At 57.0% G+C, this 16,891-nt stretch carries 16 protein-coding genes; 11 read left to right on the top strand and 5 right to left on the bottom strand.

Going from position 1 to position 16,891, the window contains the following annotated elements:
* The first annotated feature begins 61 nt into the window (after positions 1–61).
* From ACOTTU_RS20630 to ACOTTU_RS20585, 10 genes are all read left to right on the top strand, one after another.
* Entirely contained in the window at positions 62–1,642 is a 1,581-nt protein-coding gene (locus tag ACOTTU_RS20630; protein ID WP_425660733.1) for an ABC transporter substrate-binding protein, read from the top strand.
* Positions 1,643–1,756: 114 nt separating this feature from the next.
* Positions 1,757–3,322, top strand: coding sequence for an ABC transporter substrate-binding protein (locus tag ACOTTU_RS20625; protein WP_425660731.1), 1,566 nt, complete (start codon positions 1,757–1,759; stop codon positions 3,320–3,322).
* A 96-nt stretch (positions 3,323–3,418) separates the two neighbouring features.
* On the top strand, positions 3,419–4,399 hold the full coding sequence (locus tag ACOTTU_RS20620) for an ABC transporter permease (protein WP_298921961.1): 981 nt from the start codon (positions 3,419–3,421) through the stop codon (positions 4,397–4,399).
* Positions 4,399–5,349, top strand: coding sequence for an ABC transporter permease (locus ACOTTU_RS20615; RefSeq protein WP_425660729.1), 951 nt, complete (start codon positions 4,399–4,401; stop codon positions 5,347–5,349). Before ACOTTU_RS20620 ends, ACOTTU_RS20615 begins: the two co-directional genes overlap by 1 nt.
* On the top strand, positions 5,349–5,912 hold the full coding sequence (locus ACOTTU_RS20610; RefSeq protein ID WP_425660727.1) for a hypothetical protein: 564 nt from the start codon (positions 5,349–5,351) through the stop codon (positions 5,910–5,912). The genes ACOTTU_RS20615 and ACOTTU_RS20610 overlap by 1 nt, the downstream gene beginning before the upstream one ends.
* On the top strand, positions 5,909–6,889 hold the full coding sequence (locus tag ACOTTU_RS20605) for an ABC transporter ATP-binding protein (RefSeq protein WP_425660725.1): 981 nt from the start codon (positions 5,909–5,911) through the stop codon (positions 6,887–6,889). Before ACOTTU_RS20610 ends, ACOTTU_RS20605 begins: the two co-directional genes overlap by 4 nt.
* Positions 6,889–7,851: an ABC transporter ATP-binding protein gene (locus tag ACOTTU_RS20600; protein WP_425660723.1), complete on the top strand. Its 963-nt coding sequence runs from the start codon at positions 6,889–6,891 to the stop codon at positions 7,849–7,851. Before ACOTTU_RS20605 ends, ACOTTU_RS20600 begins: the two co-directional genes overlap by 1 nt.
* Positions 7,848–8,966, top strand: coding sequence for a CaiB/BaiF CoA transferase family protein (locus tag ACOTTU_RS20595; RefSeq protein WP_425660721.1), 1,119 nt, complete (start codon positions 7,848–7,850; stop codon positions 8,964–8,966). The genes ACOTTU_RS20600 and ACOTTU_RS20595 overlap by 4 nt, the downstream gene beginning before the upstream one ends.
* Positions 8,963–10,216 (top strand): flavin-dependent oxidoreductase, encoded by a 1,254-nt coding sequence (locus ACOTTU_RS20590; RefSeq protein ID WP_425660719.1) that lies wholly within the window; start codon positions 8,963–8,965, stop codon positions 10,214–10,216. The genes ACOTTU_RS20595 and ACOTTU_RS20590 overlap by 4 nt, the downstream gene beginning before the upstream one ends.
* 43 nt (positions 10,217–10,259) lie before the next feature.
* Positions 10,260–10,982: an SDR family NAD(P)-dependent oxidoreductase gene (locus ACOTTU_RS20585; RefSeq protein WP_425660717.1), complete on the top strand. Its 723-nt coding sequence runs from the start codon at positions 10,260–10,262 to the stop codon at positions 10,980–10,982.
* Here ACOTTU_RS20585 and ACOTTU_RS20580 read toward each other — a convergent pair.
* Positions 10,979–11,731: an MBL fold metallo-hydrolase gene (locus tag ACOTTU_RS20580; RefSeq protein WP_425660715.1), complete on the bottom strand. Its 753-nt coding sequence runs from the start codon at positions 11,729–11,731 to the stop codon at positions 10,979–10,981. The two genes, ACOTTU_RS20585 and ACOTTU_RS20580, sit on opposite strands and share 4 nt — an antisense overlap.
* A gap of 51 nt (positions 11,732–11,782) precedes the next feature.
* Between ACOTTU_RS20580 and ACOTTU_RS20575 the strand changes: the two genes are divergently transcribed.
* The gene (locus ACOTTU_RS20575; protein ID WP_425660713.1) at positions 11,783–12,916 is read left to right on the top strand and encodes an aminotransferase class I/II-fold pyridoxal phosphate-dependent enzyme; all 1,134 of its coding nucleotides are present in this window, start codon (positions 11,783–11,785) and stop codon (positions 12,914–12,916) included.
* On the opposite strand, the gene ACOTTU_RS20570 is transcribed toward ACOTTU_RS20575, so the two are convergent.
* The 4 genes from ACOTTU_RS20570 to ACOTTU_RS20555 are packed head-to-tail and all read right to left on the bottom strand — an operon-like array spanning position 12,913 to position 16,811.
* Positions 12,913–13,479 carry a PqiC family protein gene (locus ACOTTU_RS20570; RefSeq protein WP_425660710.1) on the bottom strand — a complete coding sequence of 189 codons (567 nt, stop codon included), beginning with the start codon at positions 13,477–13,479 and terminating at the stop codon, positions 12,913–12,915. The genes ACOTTU_RS20575 and ACOTTU_RS20570 overlap by 4 nt on opposite strands.
* A gap of 2 nt (positions 13,480–13,481) precedes the next feature.
* Positions 13,482–15,566: an intermembrane transport protein PqiB gene (locus ACOTTU_RS20565; protein WP_425660708.1), complete on the bottom strand. Its 2,085-nt coding sequence runs from the start codon at positions 15,564–15,566 to the stop codon at positions 13,482–13,484.
* Complete coding sequence (locus ACOTTU_RS20560) at positions 15,559–16,209, bottom strand: paraquat-inducible protein A (protein WP_425660706.1); 651 nt, start codon at positions 16,207–16,209, stop codon at positions 15,559–15,561. Before ACOTTU_RS20560 ends, ACOTTU_RS20565 begins: the two co-directional genes overlap by 8 nt.
* Complete coding sequence (locus ACOTTU_RS20555) at positions 16,176–16,811, bottom strand: paraquat-inducible protein A (RefSeq protein ID WP_298921979.1); 636 nt, start codon at positions 16,809–16,811, stop codon at positions 16,176–16,178. Before ACOTTU_RS20555 ends, ACOTTU_RS20560 begins: the two co-directional genes overlap by 34 nt.
* Between the last annotated feature and the right edge of the window lie 80 nt (positions 16,812–16,891).

The raw sequence follows: 16,891 nt of genomic DNA, 5'->3' as shown, positions 1-16,891 counted from the left end.
GCTTGCCAAACCGTGCTGCGTCCCAAAGATTGTCGCCAGAAAAATAATAGGGGAGACTACCATGAAAAAGACCACAACATTGCTGTCGGCTGCGGTATTGCTGTCGACCACCTGTCTTGCCAGCGCGGAAACGCTGCGGTGGGCCCGCGCGGGGGACAGCCTGACGCTTGATCCGCATGCTCAGAACGAAGGCCCGACGTCTGCTTTGGCACACCAGATCATGGAACCGCTTGTCATGCGGGATCATTCCGGCGCGATTGTGCCCGCCCTGGCGACCGAATGGGCGCCGTCCGAAGAAGACCCGAATGTCTGGACATTTTCACTACGCGAAGGTGTGACGTTCCACGACGGATCGGCCTTTGACAGCTCGGACGTCAAATTCAGCCTTGAGCGCGCGATGACCGAGGATTCCGACTACAAGGAATTGCTGGCCTCAGTCGCCGAAGTGCGGGCCCCGGATGACTACACTATCGAGATTGTGACAAACGGCCCGAACCCGATTATGCCAAACAACCTTACCAACATGTTCATCATGGACCAGGATTGGGCAGAGGCAAACAACGCCGTCAAGGTTCAGGACTATGAGGGCGGCGAAGACACATTCGCGGCCAAAAACGCAAATGGAACAGGGCCTTACAAACTGGTTAGCCGCGAGCCGGATGTAAAGACCGTGTTGGCTGCCAATGAAAACTACTGGGGCATTGGGGAATTCCCGCTGGAAGTTTCCGAGATCATCTACACACCGATCCAGAATGCTGCGACCCGCGTGGCAGCACTGTTGTCCGGCGAGGTGGATTTCATTCAGGATGTGCCCGTGCAGGACCTTGACCGTGTGGCAAGCACCGACGGTCTGGATGTGCGCACAGCACCCCAGAACCGCGTTATCTTCTTCGGGATGAACTCGGGTGACGCTGACCTGAAAAATGACAGTGTCGAGGGTGCCAATCCGCTGGCGGACGTGCGCGTGCGTGAAGCGATGAACCTTGCCATCAACCGCGATGCGATCAAGCAGGTGGTGATGCGCGGCCAGTCGGCACCCGCAGGCATGATTGCCCCTCCTTTCGTGAACGGATGGGATGAGGCAATGGACGCATCTTCCACCACGGACCTCGACAAGGCCAAGACTTTGATGGGCGATGCGGGTTACGGCGATGGGTTCTCAATCCAGCTTGATTGCCCGAATGACCGCTACATCAACGACGAAGCCATCTGTCAGGCCGCTGTTGGTATGCTGGCGCAAATCGGGATTACTGTGAATCTGGATGCGAAACCAAAGGCACAACACTTCCCGCTGATCAACAATCTGGAAACCGATTTCTATATGCTGGGATGGGGCGTTCCGACGTACGACTCTGAATACATCTTCAACTTCCTCGTTCACGGTCGTGATGACAAATACGGGTCCTGGAACGGTACGCGCTTCACCAACGATGATCTGAACGCAAAAATCCAGAGCCTCGCGTCGAACACCGATCTGGAAGCGCGGGATGCGGATATTGCCGCCATCTGGCAGGTTGTACAGGACGAGAAACTCTACATTCCGATCCACCACCAAGTGCTGAACTGGGGTATGAAATCGGGCGTCGATACGGTTGTCGAAGCCGAAGATTCCCCGAAGTTCAAGTACTTCAAGTTCAACTAATAATGTTAGGCCCCATATTGCGGGCCCGGCAAACACCCTGAACCAACTGGGCGCAGGCCGAACGGGTCTGCGCCTGCGCCTCATCCAATTCACCTTCTCGCAAAGGACCTTGTCATGCTGCGTTCTGCCGGATTTGCCGCTGTTTTTATCGCCACCGCCACCGCCGGGGTTGCCGAAGAATTCACCTGGGCGGGAACGACCGATCCACAGACAATGGATCCGCACGCGGTTAACTCCGCGCCTGTTCTGGGATTTCTCAACAACGTATACGAGGGGCTTTTGCGGCGCGGCAAGGATATGCGCATCGAGCCGGCGCTGGCCACCAGCTGGGAACCGATTGGCGCAGGGGAGGGCTGGCGTTTTACTCTGCGCCAGGGCGTGACATTTCACGACGGTAGCAGTTTTGATGCAGAAGATGTGTTGTTCTCATATGAACGCGCATCAGACGAGTCCTCAGATACCCGTAGCTGGTTTGCTTCAGTCTCAGAGGTGAAAATCGTCGACGACTACACAGTCGATATCATGACCACCGCGCCAAATCCGATCTTTCCCGACAGCATCTCGAATTGGATGATGCTCGACGCCGGATGGGCAAAGGCCAATGATGCCGAACGTCCCGACAAGGACAACGGCAACTACGCAACACTTAATGCCAATGGCACCGGGGCTTTCAGGGTCGCTGTTCGCGAGCCGGGATTGCGCACTGTTCTTGAACCCTTCGACGGTTGGTGGGACGAAACGGAGCATAATATCACGCGGGCCGAGTTCACGCCCATTCAAAACCCGGCGACGGCGGTTGCCGCCCTGTTGTCGGGTGATGTCGATTTTATCAACCCGGTCCCCATTCAGGATACCGCGCGGCTTGCATCCAACCCGGAGGTTAAAGTGGTGCAGGGGATCGAAGCACGGGTGATCATGCTGGGGTTTCCGCATGAGGCCGAGGCGTTGAAGTATTCGGCGGAAACTTCCGATAAAAACCCGTTTTCCGACGTGCGGGTACGGCAGGCGGTTGCCCATGCGGTCAATGTGCCCGCAATCCTGCAAACGATCATGCGGGGGAATGCCGAAGAGGTCAGCCAATTGGTCAGCCCGGCCATGCGTGGCTATAGTGCCCCGCTCGCGGACCGTCCCGCCTATGACCCTAACAAAGCCCGCGCGCTACTGGCTGAGGCCGGTTATGCGGATGGATTTTCTTTCGGCCTCAAGTGTCCAAATGACCGATACCTGAACGACGAAGCTGTCTGTCAGGCCGTCACCGGGATGCTTGCCCAGGTGGGGATCAAGGCCACGCTTGACGCAATGCCGGTCCAGAATTACTGGCCTGAGCTACGTGCGGACAATTATGACATGTATCTGCTGGGTTGGTCCCCGGGCACGTTCGATGCGGAACACCCCATCCGGTTCCTTGCAAGCACCCCCAACGAAGAAAAGAAGCTGGGATCATGGAATTTCGGAGGCTTCTCTAACGGACGGGTTGATGAGCTTTTGCCTCTAATACAATCCGAGATCGACGACACAAAACGCCAAGCCATGCTTGATGAAAGTACCAAGATATTGCAACAGGAAGTGGCTTATGTGCCGCTCTACGTGGAACCACTGGTTTGGGGGGCTGGTGCGAATATTGACTTAACTCAGCGCTCGGACAACTTCTTCATTCTGCGGTGGGTGACGGTCAATTGACTTTGATCCCGACGTTCATCTGATGGCGAGAATACAAACACCCTTGATCAATTGTCGCACCCCTGCGACACCTTGGAGGCACCCGAGAGGACAAAGATGCTTGCCTATGTGATACAGCGCGTCTTTCAATCGGCCATCGTTTTGCTGGTTGTGGGTCTTGTGGCCTTTTCCATGTTCCGGTTTGTTGGTGATCCTGTCGACAACATGCTTGGCCAGGAACGCACGCAAGCCGATATCGAGCGGCTACGGACCCAGCTGGGTCTCGACCAACCCTTTCCAGTGCAGTACTTCAAATTCCTGCAAGGTGCCGCACAGGGTAATTTTGGTGTGAGCTATCGTCAGGGGCGCCCGGTTTCCGATATCCTGATGGAACGCGCGCCCGCCACGCTGGAACTGGCAGCTGTTTCTGGTTTTCTGGCAATCAGCATCGGGATCGCTCTGGGCGTTTTCACCGCGATCAGGCGAGACGGGTTCGCGGCCAATGCAATCATGTCAGTGTCACTCATCGGTGTGTCTCTGCCCACTTTTCTGATCGGTATCTTATTGATCTACCTGTTTTCCGTGGAGCTGGGGTGGCTGCCAAGCTTTGGGCGCGGCGATACGGTCAAGATTGGAGGCTGGTCAACCGGGTTCCTCACAGAATCCGGTCTTAAGGCGCTGATCCTGCCGTCTATTACCCTTGGCCTTTACCAGATGACCCTGATCATGCGGTTGGTGCGCTCCGAAATGCTGGAAGTGCTCAGACAGGATTACATACGGTTCGCGCGCGCGCGGGGCCTGCGGGACCGCGCCGTGAATTTCCGGCATGCGCTGAAAAATACACTGGTCCCGGTGATTACCGTGACCGGGTTGCAGCTGGGCTCGATCATCGCTTTTGCAATCATCACCGAAACAGTTTTTCAGTGGCCGGGTGTCGGCTTGCTGTTCATCAACGCAATCCAGTTCGTGGATATCCCGGTGATGGCGGCTTATCTGATGCTGATTTCGGTCATGTTTGTCGGGATCAACCTGATCGTTGACCTTTTATACTTCGCAATAGACCCACGCCTGCGCGTGGATAGAACGGCGGCGCACTGATGGCTGACTCTGCACTGAATACACCTGCCAAGGAACGCTCTCGCCTGCGCGTCGCGTTAGACAGTGATTTCGTCTACCAGTTCAAGAAATCGCCCGTGGCAATCGTTTCGGCAGTGGTCGTGCTGATCATGGTTTTTTGCGCCGTCTTTGCACCTCTGATAGCGCCATTTAATCCCTTTGATCCTGCCTCGCTCAACCTGATGAACGGGTTTTCCAAACCCATGGAGCCCAATGCTTTCACCGGCGAAACCTTCTGGCTCGGGACGGACGATCAGGGCCGCGATGTTTTCTCCACCATTCTTTACGGCATGCGTATCTCGCTCTTTGTCGGGGCGGCAGCGGTGCTTTTCGCGATGGTTCTCGGCATCACGCTGGGGTTGATCGCGGGCTACGTCGGTGGTTGGGTTGAGACGATCATCATGCGTGTCGCAGATGTACAATTGACCTTTCCCGCCATTCTGGTGGCCATGTTGATTTTCGGCGTTGCCAAGGGAATCACACCCGTTGAGTACCGCGATCAAATGGCCATCTGGGTGCTGATTATCGCCATCGGCCTGAGTGACTGGGTCCAGTTCGCCCGCGTCGTGCGTGGTGCCACATTGGTGGAAAAGAACAAGGAATATGTGCAGGCTGCGCGATTGATCGGGCGTGGTTCAGGGGCGATCATGCTGCGGCACATTCTGCCCAATGTGCTATCCCCCGTTCTGGTGATCGCCACGATCTCGCTGGCTTTGGCAATCATTGCAGAGGCTACGCTCAGTTTCCTCGGCGTTGGCGCTCCCCCAACACAACCGTCCCTGGGCACTCTTATCCGCATCGGGCAGGGGTTCCTGTTCTCCGGTGAGTGGTGGATTCTGCTCTTCCCCGCTGTAACCCTTCTGACGCTGGCGCTAAGCGTGAACCTGCTGGGCGACTGGTTACGCGATGCGTTGAATCCGAGGCTGCGGTGATGGTGTTGTCAAACCACAACCCAGATGCTGCCATCTTCGTACCCACCAAACTTGAAGCGGCGATCCGATCGGTTCAGCCATATTTTAAGGAACTGAACAGCCTCGACAAAGCGGCCCTCGCCCAGTTTTCTTTGATCTGGACAATTTTTGAATCTCGCATCGCCGAAAAGCTTTCGCTTGAAGGTAGGAGCGTCAATGCGAAGCAGATTTGCATCTATTCTGACCATCAGGACGTAAACTGCCTGCCGCAGAACCAGACCAACCAGGCCGTCGAATTCTGGCACCAAAGATACATTGATGCGGGCCAACCAAATGCGTCTTTCGGAAGTTTGAATTTCAAAGATTGGGACAAAAAGGAACTGGTGATTGCTACACTGAAATGCACGGAGCATAGTCCGGAAAACCGCAAAGCCGCTTTGATTATTATCTATCGCATCCGCTGCAACTTATTCCACGGCACGAAATGGGAATATGGGATGCAGGATCAAAGGGAGAATTTTCAGCATGGCGTAAACGTAATGCTTGAAGCTCTCGGCGCTGATGCAGGGCTTTTGCCAGTATGACGGCTCCCGTTCTCTCCATCCGCAACCTGACTGTCGAAATTCCGACACGCCACGGCATTCTGCGCCCGGTAGACGGCGTAAGCTACGATATCGCAAAAGGTGAAATACTGGGCGTTGTGGGCGAATCCGGGGCGGGGAAATCCATGGCCGGAAATGCCGTGATCGGCCTGCTCAACCCCCCTGCACATATTTCCGAAGGAGAAATCCGTGTGGGCGAGACACGCGTTGACAACCTTTCCGGCGAGCAGATGCGGCGCATGCGCGGCAAAGAGATCGGCATGGTCTTTCAGGATCCGCTGACCTCGCTTAATCCCTTGCTCAGGATAGGCGATCAGTTGACCGAAACCATGCTCGCCCATCTCGATATTTCTCGTAGTGAGGCGGAAAAGCGGGCGGTAGCAGCGCTGGAAGAAGTGGGCATTCCGGGAGCCGCGGAGCGGGTTGGCAGCTACCCCCACGAGTTTTCCGGTGGCATGCGTCAGCGGGTCGTAATTGCATTGGCCCTTTGCGCGGAACCATCGCTGATCATCGCGGATGAACCGACCACGGCGCTGGATGTGTCGGTACAGGCGCAGATCATTTCCCTGCTCAAGAAGCTTTGCCGCGAAAGAGGCACTGCGGTTATGCTGATCACCCACGACATGGGGGTGATCGCCGAAGCCGCTGATCGGGTCGCAGTGATGTATGCCGGTCAGCTGGCCGAGCTTGGCCCCGTGCGCGATGTGCTGACGGCCCCGCACCACCCTTATACGGACGGGCTGATGGGATCGACGCCTCTGGCCTCGCGCGGCAAGGATCGGCTGCATCAAATCCCCGGTGCCATGCCACGCCTCGATGCCTTGCCGACTGGCTGCGCTTTTCACCCCCGTTGCCCGCATGTGCAGGACCAGTGCCGCGCATCACCGGGGCCCCGCATCGAAGATGGGGCAGGGCGCGTCGCCTGCTGGTACCCTATGACGCGGGAGGCCGTGGCCTGATGGCGCTGGTAGATATACGCGGCCTGACCCGCATTTTCGATGTGTCCAAACCCTGGCTGAACCGTGTGGTTGAACGTCGGCAAAAAGCCTTTCTGACCGCAGTTTCCGACGTCAGTTTCGACATTGCCGAACGCAGTGTCTATGCGCTTGTCGGTGAGAGCGGGTCAGGCAAATCCACGATTGGTAAGATGCTTGTCGGGCTTTTGCCTCCGTCAGAAGGGTCGGTCGAAATCCGCGGCGTTGATCTGGCGCGGGAAACCGATGCCGCAAAAGTAGACGCGGTTCGGCGCGACATTCAGATGATCTTTCAGGATCCCTTTGCCTCGCTGAACCCGCGCTGGCGCGTGCGCGACATCATCGCGGAACCGGTTGCCGCCCGGGGGGGCGAAACAACAGGATTGGCAGAACGCTTGCTGGAACAGGTGGGCCTTTCCGCGCGGGACGCAGGCAAATTCCCGCATGAGTTTTCCGGCGGACAAAGACAGCGCATCTGCATCGCGCGCGCACTCGCATCAGAGCCAAAACTGATCGTTTGTGACGAGCCTACATCGGCTTTGGATGTGTCGGTGCAAGCGCAGGTCCTGAACCTGATGAGCGATCTGAAAGACACCTTTGGTCTGACCTATCTCTTCATCAGCCACGATTTGACCGTGGTTCAGCATATGGCTGACCGGATCGGCGTGCTCTATCTTGGTCGCCTTGTGGAAGAGGCCGACCCGGAGGCGCTTTTTGAAGATCCAAAACACCCTTACACGCAAATGTTGCTTGCAGCCGCCCCACAGCTTGACAACTTTGGCCGCGAAGTACCGCCGCCAACGGGCGAAATTCCCGACCCGATCAACCCGCCGACGGGGTGCGCTTTTCACCCGCGTTGCGCCATAGCTCAGGCAATCTGCTCTCAGAAACGGCCGGAAATGCGCATGCTGCGCGGCGCGCGGGTGGCCTGCCATCTGGCCGAATGACCGGGCCGCTTGCCTCGCTGAAAGTGGTAGAGTTCACAGGGCTTGGCCCTGCACCGCTGGCAGGTCAATTGTTGGCGGATCTTGGCGCAACCGTTATCGCGATTGATCGAGGGTCAGCCCCGGTCGATCCAACGGACATCAATCGGCGCGGCAAACGCAGTATCGCCCTTAATCTGAAATCTGAAACCGGGAGAAGCGTTGCTAGAAAGTTGATCGCGCAATCGGACGTCTTGATCGAAGGGTTTCGCCCCGGCGTCATGGAACGTTTGCAACTTGGTCCGGATACATGTCCCGAAACGTTGATCTATGCCCGCATGACCGGGTGGGGGCAGGTTGGCCCCTGGTCGCAAAAGGCCGGACACGATATCAACTACCTGGCGATGACGGGTGCATTGCACGCCATTGGACCGGAGCGCGAACCCCCAACCGTGCCGCTGAACCTGATCGCGGATTTTGGGGGAGGGACCATGTTCCTTCTGCTCGGAATTCTATCGGCACTTATTGAAAAAGGCATTTCCGGAAAAGGACAGATCGTTGATGCTGCCATGGCCGATGGCGTGCCAGCCATGATGGGGTTGATCCACGGTATGCTGGCCAAGGGATCATGGACCGTAGAACGGGGTGCAAACTGGCTGGATGGCGCTGCACCCTTTTACAGGTGCTACGAATGCGCGGACGGAAAATTCATATCTGTCGGTGCGCTGGAGCCGCAATTCTATGCGGAACTTGTCGACAAGGCCGGATTGCCGATCCATGATCTTTCCGCCCAAAACGACAAAACGCAATGGCACAAAACCAGCGAGGACTTCGCGAAGGTGTTCATCACCAAGACCCGCGATGAATGGGCAGCCGTCTTCGAAGAGTCCGATGCTTGCGTCACCCCGATTCTGGATTTTGACGAAGCGCCCGTTCATCCGCAAAATGCGCAGCGCGATGTATTCTTCGCCGACCGGGAAACAACTCAGGCCAGTCCCGCCCCCCGCTTCAGCCGCACCTGCCCCCAAAAACCCGCGCCGCCAAAAGCCATTGGTGCTGATACAGATGATCTGCTCAGGGAGATGGGATATTCCAACGAATGCATTTCACGGATGCGGCAGGCGGGAGACATTACATGACCATCCTGATCGCCGGTGCTGGTATTGCAGGGTTGACACTTGGGTTGACGCTGCATCAGATTGGCATCCCTTTTCGCATCTTTGAAGCGGTGCGGCAGCTAAGACCATTAGGTGTCGGGATTAATCTGCAACCCAATGCCGTGCGCGAATTGTTCGATCTGGGGTTGGAGAACCCGTTAAACGCGCTTGGTGTCGCAACCCAGAGCCTCGGATTCTACACCAGAACGGGTCATGAAATCTGGACGGAACCGCGCGGTACTGCCGCTGGCTACAATTGGCCACAGATTTCCGTGCACCGGGGTTTGCTGCAGATGTTGCTCTATGAAACACTTGTTACACGGGCGGGAGAAGACTGCATTTTAACCGGGCATCGCGCGACCGGATTTGCCCAGACCACCAGCGGCGCTGCACTTCTTGTCGAAACGCCCAAGAGGCGCTCTGAAATCACTGGCGATGCTGTTGTTGCCGCAGATGGCATACATTCCGCCCTGCGGGCGCAAATGTACCCCAATGAGGGCGTGCCTGTCTGGGGCGGTGCAATCCTCTGGCGCGGCACGACACAAGCTGCCCCGTTCCTGTCAGGTGCAGATATGATCCTGGCGGGTCACGACACCCAGCGCATGGTGGTGTACCCGATTTCGGCGCCTGACCCGCGCACGGGCTCTGCGACGCTGAACTGGATCGCAGAGCGGCGCGTTGATCCGACGCTGGGATGGCGCAGGGAAGACTGGAACCGGGCGGCAGATTTGGAGGATTTCTTGCCGTCTTTCGAGACATGGAAGTTCGACTGGCTCGACGTGCCGACCCTGATCAAAGGCGCGGATGTAATCTATGAATACCCGATGGTGGACCGCGATCCGGTCGCGCAATGGACACAAGGATGCGTGACGCTGATGGGTGATGCGGCGCACCCGACATACCCTGTTGGCTCAAATGGCGCGAGCCAGGCGATTGTCGATGCGCGCACAATGGGCGCTTGCCTGAGAGATCATCGTGACGTTCAGGATGCGTTTGTCGCTTATGAGAACACTGTTCGGCCAAGAACGACGCAAGTCACGCTTGCCAACAGAGGCAGCGGCCCCGATGCGATCCTGCAAATGGTAGAAGACCGCTGCGCCGGTCGCTTCGACGATATCCACCGTGTCGTCCCGCGTAGCGAACTTGCGGCGCATGCGGCAAAATACAAATCTCTCGCAGGATTGGACAAAGATGCGTTGAACGCCCAACCTGCGATCATCGGGCCCGTGTAATGGTTCGGACCTGCGGGAATTTGCTTGGTATCGAGAAATCATGATGGAAAAAATTGCAGTTGTAACAGGAGCCGCAGGCGGCATGGGGCAGGCTATCGTTTCTCGATTGCTGCTAGACGGTTTTCACGTCATCGGGTTTGATATCGATACCGGCGGGCTGACCAAATTGTCGCAGGCCGGATTTGAAGGCGTCGAGGTCGATCTCACTGATCCCGCAGCCATCGCGCAGGCATTTTCAAGCATCGGCAAGGCCCACGGTGGCATTGATGCGCTGGTCAACAACGCAGGAACTTGCCTGATGTCGGAGTTTCCGGAGATTCCGGCTGACGAATTCGATCAGCAGATGGCGCTCAACTTTTCCAGCGCTTTCCACTGTTGTCAGGCTGCGGTGAAGCTGATGCTGGGGCGCAGCGGGGTCCGGAAAATCGTCAATATCTCTTCCAATGGGGCCTATAATTTCGATGTGTTCGACCCGCCGCATTACCGCGCGTCAAAGGCCGCCATGGACACCTTGACCAAAGATCTCGCACGGCGTTTTGCAAAGGAAAAAATCGCGGTGAACTCTATTGCGCCGGCGATGACGGAAACGCCATTGTTCAACGTTGTGAGCCGGGAAGTTCTCGACACTGCGATTTCACAGATGCCGCATGGCAGGGCAATGCAACCCGCAGAAGTGGCCGCATGGGTTGGTTTCCTGATTTCACCGGCCGGTGATGTTTCCAGCGGCAATGTGATCATCCTCAATCAGGGCCGGGATGTGCGCTAGCTATACCATTCCGGTGCTTTTCTGAGCGTGGGCCATTGCTCCGGACTATGCCCAAAAATTACTTTGGCCTTTTGATCCGTCGCAATCTGCATCAACCGCGCGCCATGCATGATCGCCAGATCTTCATTCCAGGACCCTGCAAATTTCTCATCGATTTCGGCCGCGCGACTGATCGCATCCGAGGTCAGGAGGGTTGGCCCAGTCTCTGGCAAACGCACCATGAAAGCCAATTGGCCCGGCGCATGGCCCGGCACCAGAAAAACGGTAAACCCTGGCCCAATGTCCACGTCTTCGGTAACCCGCAGATACTCTCTGTCAGGCCATTCCATAAGCTGCTTCCCCGACCAGTAGAGCGGTCGCGGCAAAGCACGTTCCGCGGCAGCAATGAGGATTGGAACACCGGGAAATCCGTCCATGAAGCCCACGTGATCAATATGCGTATGGCTTTGAATCATCAGATCAATATCAGAAGAAGACAAGCCAAGCAGCGCCAACTGAGCAGGTGCCATATTCTGATGCGTGATCGAAAGAACACGTCCGAAGCTGCCCAGATCGTCCTCGTCCGTGGCAAGCTGTGCATCTTGCGCATATTTTTCGGGAAACCCGGTGTCGATCAGCACGTTCTCTTCTTGGTCTGTCTGGATCAGAAACCCGCAAATCCCGATAATGCGGTTGTTGGCGTGCACCTGGAACAGACCGTAGTCCAGAACGGCCATGCGCAGCGGGCGACCTTTCAGAAGGGGTTGCATAAGAACCGTCCGACCTCTCTTGTTGGAAGAGAACTAGACGAGACGCAGCTTATGAAAGTCAAGATACACACGCTTTTCCAGTATCTTCTTGAAACAACTTCAATGGCACCCGAGGCAATTGTCGGGTTTTCATTGTCGGAATCGCCAAGGCTTGGCGCCTTTCTGGATGATCTTGACCCGGATTTGCCCCTGGACTGGAATAATCGCGACTTTCGTGGCTTGCCCGAATTGCGCACCCATGTTCTGGCTCAGGCCGGGTTGACCGGTATCTGCGGGATCGAGGATGTGCTGATTACAGCAGGCGCGGCAGAGGCCAACTATCTGTCGATCATGCAGCTTGTGCAGCCCGGCGACGAGATTGTCGTTGAAACCCCCGGTTGGCCGCAGGCTGAAGTTCTGGCGCGCGCCATCGGCGCGGATATCGTGACGGTCGAACGTCGAGAAGAAGATAGCTGGAAACTATCGCTGGACGCACTCAAGGCTGCGGTCACGCAGCACACGCGCCTGATCTTTCTAAGCAATCCGAACAACCCGACCGGGCAGGTTCTGGGTAAATCTGAGTTGGAAGAGATTGCAGGGATCGCGGATAAAGTCGGAGCGTGGCTTTTGGTAGACGAGGTTTATGCCGGTCTGGAATGGCAAGGGCCCAGGGCTCCCTCCATCGCCGGGTTATACTCCAAAGGCATTACCACAGGCTCGGTCTCAAAAGCGCTTGGATTGCAGGGATTACGCACGGGCTGGCTGATCTGTTCGGACCCTGATCTGGTCATGGACGCGGTTATCTTGCGCGAAAACTCCTCGGAAATCATGAACATCATGGGCGAGGTCATCGCGGAATTAGCCTTGCGACCGGACCGGCTCCTACCCGCGATGCAGGCCGCGCGCACGGCAGGTATGCGAAATCTTGCGCGGATGAATGACTGGTTAGCAACGCAACCCGATCTGAGCTGGGTGCCGCCGCAAGCGGGGTTAATTGGGCTTGGCCGTTTGCCGCAGGGTTTGGACAGTGACCGGTTCGCGCGTCGTCTGCTGGAGGCCCCTTACCGAACCTTTGTGTTGCCCGGCAGCGCCTATGGGCAACCCGGTCACATCCGTCTTGGTGTTGGCGGCGGAGCAGATGTTAAACTGGAAAAAGGACTGGGCCGGGTTGGCCAGGCATTGGCGGATTGGCGCAACGGGCTCTAGCGCAACCCATTCACCGCGATATAGCGCGCCAGATCAAGAATGATCTGCCCACGCGCAGTAGCAATCGCTTGCGGCCCGCCCGCGGGATCAAATGTTTGCGACAGATCGAACAAGCCGGAGCGTTCACGCCCCCCCTCTGCAACTGCGACGAAATACTGTCCAACCGCGCGGAACTGTCCATCCGTACCGGCCACCAGACTTTCGAACCGCAGCTCCAACCGAGCATCCGGCAGCGTGTCCAAAGGCCAGGGGGCGGAAGCAACCCTTGCTCCACTTAGCCCTGACAAATGGCGGGCAAGCTCCAGTGCCACTGCGCGCTCCGGCGTGTCGGCCCACAAAACCCCACGCTCGTTCGTGAGTTTGCCATCTGTGCCCAAGCTGGAAATCTCATCAGAGGCGGCATAGGCGGGCAATGAGATTTCTCTGATCTCGACGGAGCGAAAGGCAATTCTCTGGCGTTCCGTCGCCTCGGTTGCAGGAATGACATATCTGTCTGGCGCCGATGCGCAGGCCGTCAGGCAGCACAAGGCTAAAACCGGGAAGAGAGGTTTGATAAATCCCATAGTCAACGTCCTCTGATGAGCGCGGTTGGATTGCGTTCCAAAAGCCGTGCCAGGGCTGTCAGCGCGTTCGCAGCCTTTGAAATGTCGCGCAAAGCGGCCTGTGCATCGCGACTGATGACATCGCCCTGATTGTATCCCGCAATTGTCCGGCTGGCCTGATCGAATACAGCGGTGATCTGTTCGACCAGTTGCGGCAGATCGCGGCTGGAAAGAGCCACGGCGTCTGCTGCTTCACGCGCAGAATTCAAGGTTGCATTCACATTGCGCACGGCACCGCCTTCGCGCAATTCGGTCAGCGTCGCATTCAACTCATCCAGCGCGGCACCAAGCGATTCCGGAAGCTCCTGTGCCGCTGGTGTCCCGAGGATTGCATCAGCGGAGGCCAACAACTCCGTCAGTTGCAAGGTCAATTCGTCGAGCGGCAGAGCCTCGGCCTTGGCTGCAACCCCGCTCAAACCTTCTATGAGTTCAGGCACCCCGGCCACCGACGCGCTGACTGAATTCGCGGCTTCGGTGGCCGCAGCAATTGCTTCTACAACGCGGGAGACAGCCTGGCCTTCTTCAATTTGCGACAGCAAGGTTTCAGCGCGTTGGATAGCGGCATTCAGAGAAACCGGGATGTCTTTGACTTCCTGCGAAGACACAATTGCGCGTATGTCGCCCAGCAGTGCTCGGATTTCCTGAGGCGTCTCCCGCAGCTCCTTGCTGGAGACAAACGCCTCGGCTCCTTGCATGAATCCAATGGCGCTGTTGAGCAGTTCTTCGAATGGCAGGCTGTTGATGCGGGTAAAAACCCCCTCTACCGTAGCGGTCGCATCGGAGATTTCGCTGTCTGTAGAAGGAAGGGTTGGCATGCCTTCCTCTTCGGTGATGGCAGCAGCAATCGGTGCATCTTCGATCTCCACCAGCTCAACCTTCAATCCGCCTGTCAGCAGGCTTGCAGTTGCGAGACGCGCTCTCAGACCTTCCTGCACCCTTGCGTTGAGGAAAGAAACAACCGCCTCTGGGCCCAAATCCCCCGAAAGACCCAATCGGGCTGGCTGAATACCGATGATCACGTTTAGTCGGACGCGCGCATCACCAAACCGCTCACGATCCACGATCCCCGACAGAGCTTCAACCGAGCCGATGCGCAGACCGCTGAATTCAACGGGTGCGCCAAGTGCGAGGCCAGAAATATTTTCGTCGAAGATAACGCGCAGTTCGAGCAGCTCGGCCTCGGACCGGTTGAAGACGCTGTTTCTCGCTGTGACCTCATCGGCGAAGACTTCAAAGACGGTGCCATCGGTCACCGGCTCGCCGCCGGATACGAATGTATCGAAGGTGAGCCCGCCACCGATCAGTGTAGCCAGAGAGGAGAAATCCACCTCAGCACCTGAAGGACCAATGGAGACGCTAAAACCGGAGGTGTCCCAAAACCGTGTATTGCCGGTGACCAGACGGCCATGCGGTTCATAAATAATGGCCTCCGCAATCGCAAAATTCCCTTCGCGAGAGATACGCGCCGAGCCCACACGCCCGATTTCAATACCTCTGAAGAGGATCGGACTGTTATCTGTCAACGACCCCCCCGGGGTTGTGCGCAACGCGATCTGCAGGCCCTCTTTGCCCGGACGGAACAGGGGCGGTATCTCCAATCCTTTGAATGCCGTGCGGATTGGCCCGATCTCGCTATCCCATGAACCTTCGATGAAAACGCCACTCAAAACGGTATCGAGGCCCGAAACGCCCTGGACAGACAGCTGCGGGCGGACAACCCAGAAAGAAGCTCCCGCATCCACATATCGCGCCACTTCCTTTTCCAGACGAATATGCGCGACAACGCCCTCCAACCCTTCGGAGAAAGTGACACCTTCGACGATACCAACCGTGACATCCCTAAACCGGACCTCGGTGCTGCCGGCGGCAATCCCGGCACCGTTTTCAAACTCGATCGAAATCAGGGGACCGCGATCATTATATGACTGCCATGCGACAGTAAGGGCGACGATCAGCGCGAGAAACGGGATCGCCCAGACGATTGAAGCGCGCCCAAACAGCGTCTCGCGCGCAGGGTCGATCGGAACCGGATCGGGGGCGTTATTCATGGTCTTTCTTTCCTTTGCGCCACCGCTGCGCATCCCAAATCATCCGACTGTCGAAAGCCTGTGCAGAGAGCATAGTGAAAATCACTGACAAGGCAAAAAATAAGCTGGCAGGACCGGGACTTATCGCCACCAGGACATTGAGTTGCACCAGTGACGACAGGATCGCAACCACAAAGATGTCGATCATGGACCAACGACCGATATATTCGACCACCTCGTAGAGCAGCTGCCTTTGATTTTTTGACACGGTGGAAGGGCGGGTGACGGAAATGGCCAAAAAGGCGATTGCCATGAATTTTGCCAGAGGGATCGCAACACTCGCAATCAAGATAATGAGCGCGACGCCCACGCTGCCATATTCGATCAACTCAATGGCACCTCCAACAATTGTACTTTCCTGAACGGTCAACAAGGTGCGGGTTCGGAGCATCGGATAGAGGTTGGCCGGTACATAACACATCAAACCCACCAGCCACAGCGCCCAGACACGTTGCAGACTTTTGACGTCCCGGTGGTAGACGCGGTGACCGCACCGGTTGCAGGCCCGGGTCCCTATCGGCCAGACCTGAGCGCAGCGCGTACAAGCCACCACACCAAGATCACGGGCATTCAGGATTTCGCCGGCTTGCCGAGCGCGTTCCATACGGACCACCTGCACAAAAAATTATCCTGCACGACGACAAGAACAACAAGACCTGCAAACAACCAGAATGCAGGACCAAACCCAACTTCGGCCAAATCGCTGATTTTCACCAGTGCGACGGCGCATCCGATAGCAAATATTTCCGCCATGGACCAGGGACGCAAAGCTTCTGCCAGACGGAAGGCCTGAGCGGCATGCCGCGCCGGAGGTTTGTCGAGAACAATCGGGATCAGCACGTAAAGAGAGAGCAGCACACGTGTCAAAGGGATGAAAATGATCAAAGCTGCGGTTGTCAGCGACAAAACGATCAGGGGACCATCGCTGAATGCAAGCGCCGCATCAAGCACAGACACGGTGTTCCGGGCGCCGCCAACCGAGACAGACAGGAACGGAAAAATCGCCGCTGCTGTGATCAGAACGAGAATGGCAAAGGAGAGGGCAATGATCTGCACACCCGCTTTTCGGCGTGGTGTTATCAGAACGGTATGGCACCGATGGCAGACAGCGCGTTCCCCCGGGGCCGGGCGCACAAGCGCGTAAGCCGCGTCGCACTTCGGGCAGACGATCAAATCTTCACGGGGATTCGCGGCGCTTGCTGACATGCGTTTCGTTTTAAACGCTTTCCGGGCAAACGAACATGGGTCATGTGCGCGGGATTGCAATCGAGGAATTGCCACCGACC

Source organism: Roseobacter sp. EG26, assembly GCF_049830555.1.
In the GTDB taxonomy this organism is placed as follows: Bacteria; Pseudomonadota; Alphaproteobacteria; order Rhodobacterales; family Rhodobacteraceae; genus Roseobacter.
The sequence above is the reverse complement of the archived record's forward strand: the minus strand, read 5'-3'. Positions and strand labels throughout refer to the sequence as shown.

Bases quoted from the DNA above. Each gene is read 5' to 3' on its own strand.
- ACOTTU_RS20580 (WP_425660715.1), bottom strand. From the start codon at position 11,731: ATGCAACCCCTTCTGAAAGGTCGCCCGCTGCGCATGGCCGTTCTGGAC.
- ACOTTU_RS20620 (WP_298921961.1), top strand. From the start codon at position 3,419: ATGCTTGCCTATGTGATACAGCGCGTCTTTCAATCGGCCATCGTTTTG.
- ACOTTU_RS20560 (WP_425660706.1), bottom strand. From the start codon at position 16,209: ATGGAACGCGCTCGGCAAGCCGGCGAAATCCTGAATGCCCGTGATCTT.
- ACOTTU_RS20575 (WP_425660713.1), top strand. From the start codon at position 11,783: ATGAAAGTCAAGATACACACGCTTTTCCAGTATCTTCTTGAAACAACT.
- ACOTTU_RS20565 (WP_425660708.1), bottom strand. From the start codon at position 15,566: ATGAATAACGCCCCCGATCCGGTTCCGATCGACCCTGCGCGCGAGACG.
- ACOTTU_RS20555 (WP_298921979.1), bottom strand. From the start codon at position 16,811: ATGTCAGCAAGCGCCGCGAATCCCCGTGAAGATTTGATCGTCTGCCCG.
- ACOTTU_RS20630 (WP_425660733.1), top strand. From the start codon at position 62: ATGAAAAAGACCACAACATTGCTGTCGGCTGCGGTATTGCTGTCGACC.
- ACOTTU_RS20570 (WP_425660710.1), bottom strand. From the start codon at position 13,479: ATGGGATTTATCAAACCTCTCTTCCCGGTTTTAGCCTTGTGCTGCCTG.
- ACOTTU_RS20610 (WP_425660727.1), top strand. From the start codon at position 5,349: ATGGTGTTGTCAAACCACAACCCAGATGCTGCCATCTTCGTACCCACC.
- ACOTTU_RS20590 (WP_425660719.1), top strand. From the start codon at position 8,963: ATGACCATCCTGATCGCCGGTGCTGGTATTGCAGGGTTGACACTTGGG.
- ACOTTU_RS20600 (WP_425660723.1), top strand. From the start codon at position 6,889: ATGGCGCTGGTAGATATACGCGGCCTGACCCGCATTTTCGATGTGTCC.
- ACOTTU_RS20595 (WP_425660721.1), top strand. From the start codon at position 7,848: ATGACCGGGCCGCTTGCCTCGCTGAAAGTGGTAGAGTTCACAGGGCTT.
- ACOTTU_RS20625 (WP_425660731.1), top strand. From the start codon at position 1,757: ATGCTGCGTTCTGCCGGATTTGCCGCTGTTTTTATCGCCACCGCCACC.
- ACOTTU_RS20605 (WP_425660725.1), top strand. From the start codon at position 5,909: ATGACGGCTCCCGTTCTCTCCATCCGCAACCTGACTGTCGAAATTCCG.
- ACOTTU_RS20615 (WP_425660729.1), top strand. From the start codon at position 4,399: ATGGCTGACTCTGCACTGAATACACCTGCCAAGGAACGCTCTCGCCTG.
- ACOTTU_RS20585 (WP_425660717.1), top strand. From the start codon at position 10,260: ATGGAAAAAATTGCAGTTGTAACAGGAGCCGCAGGCGGCATGGGGCAG.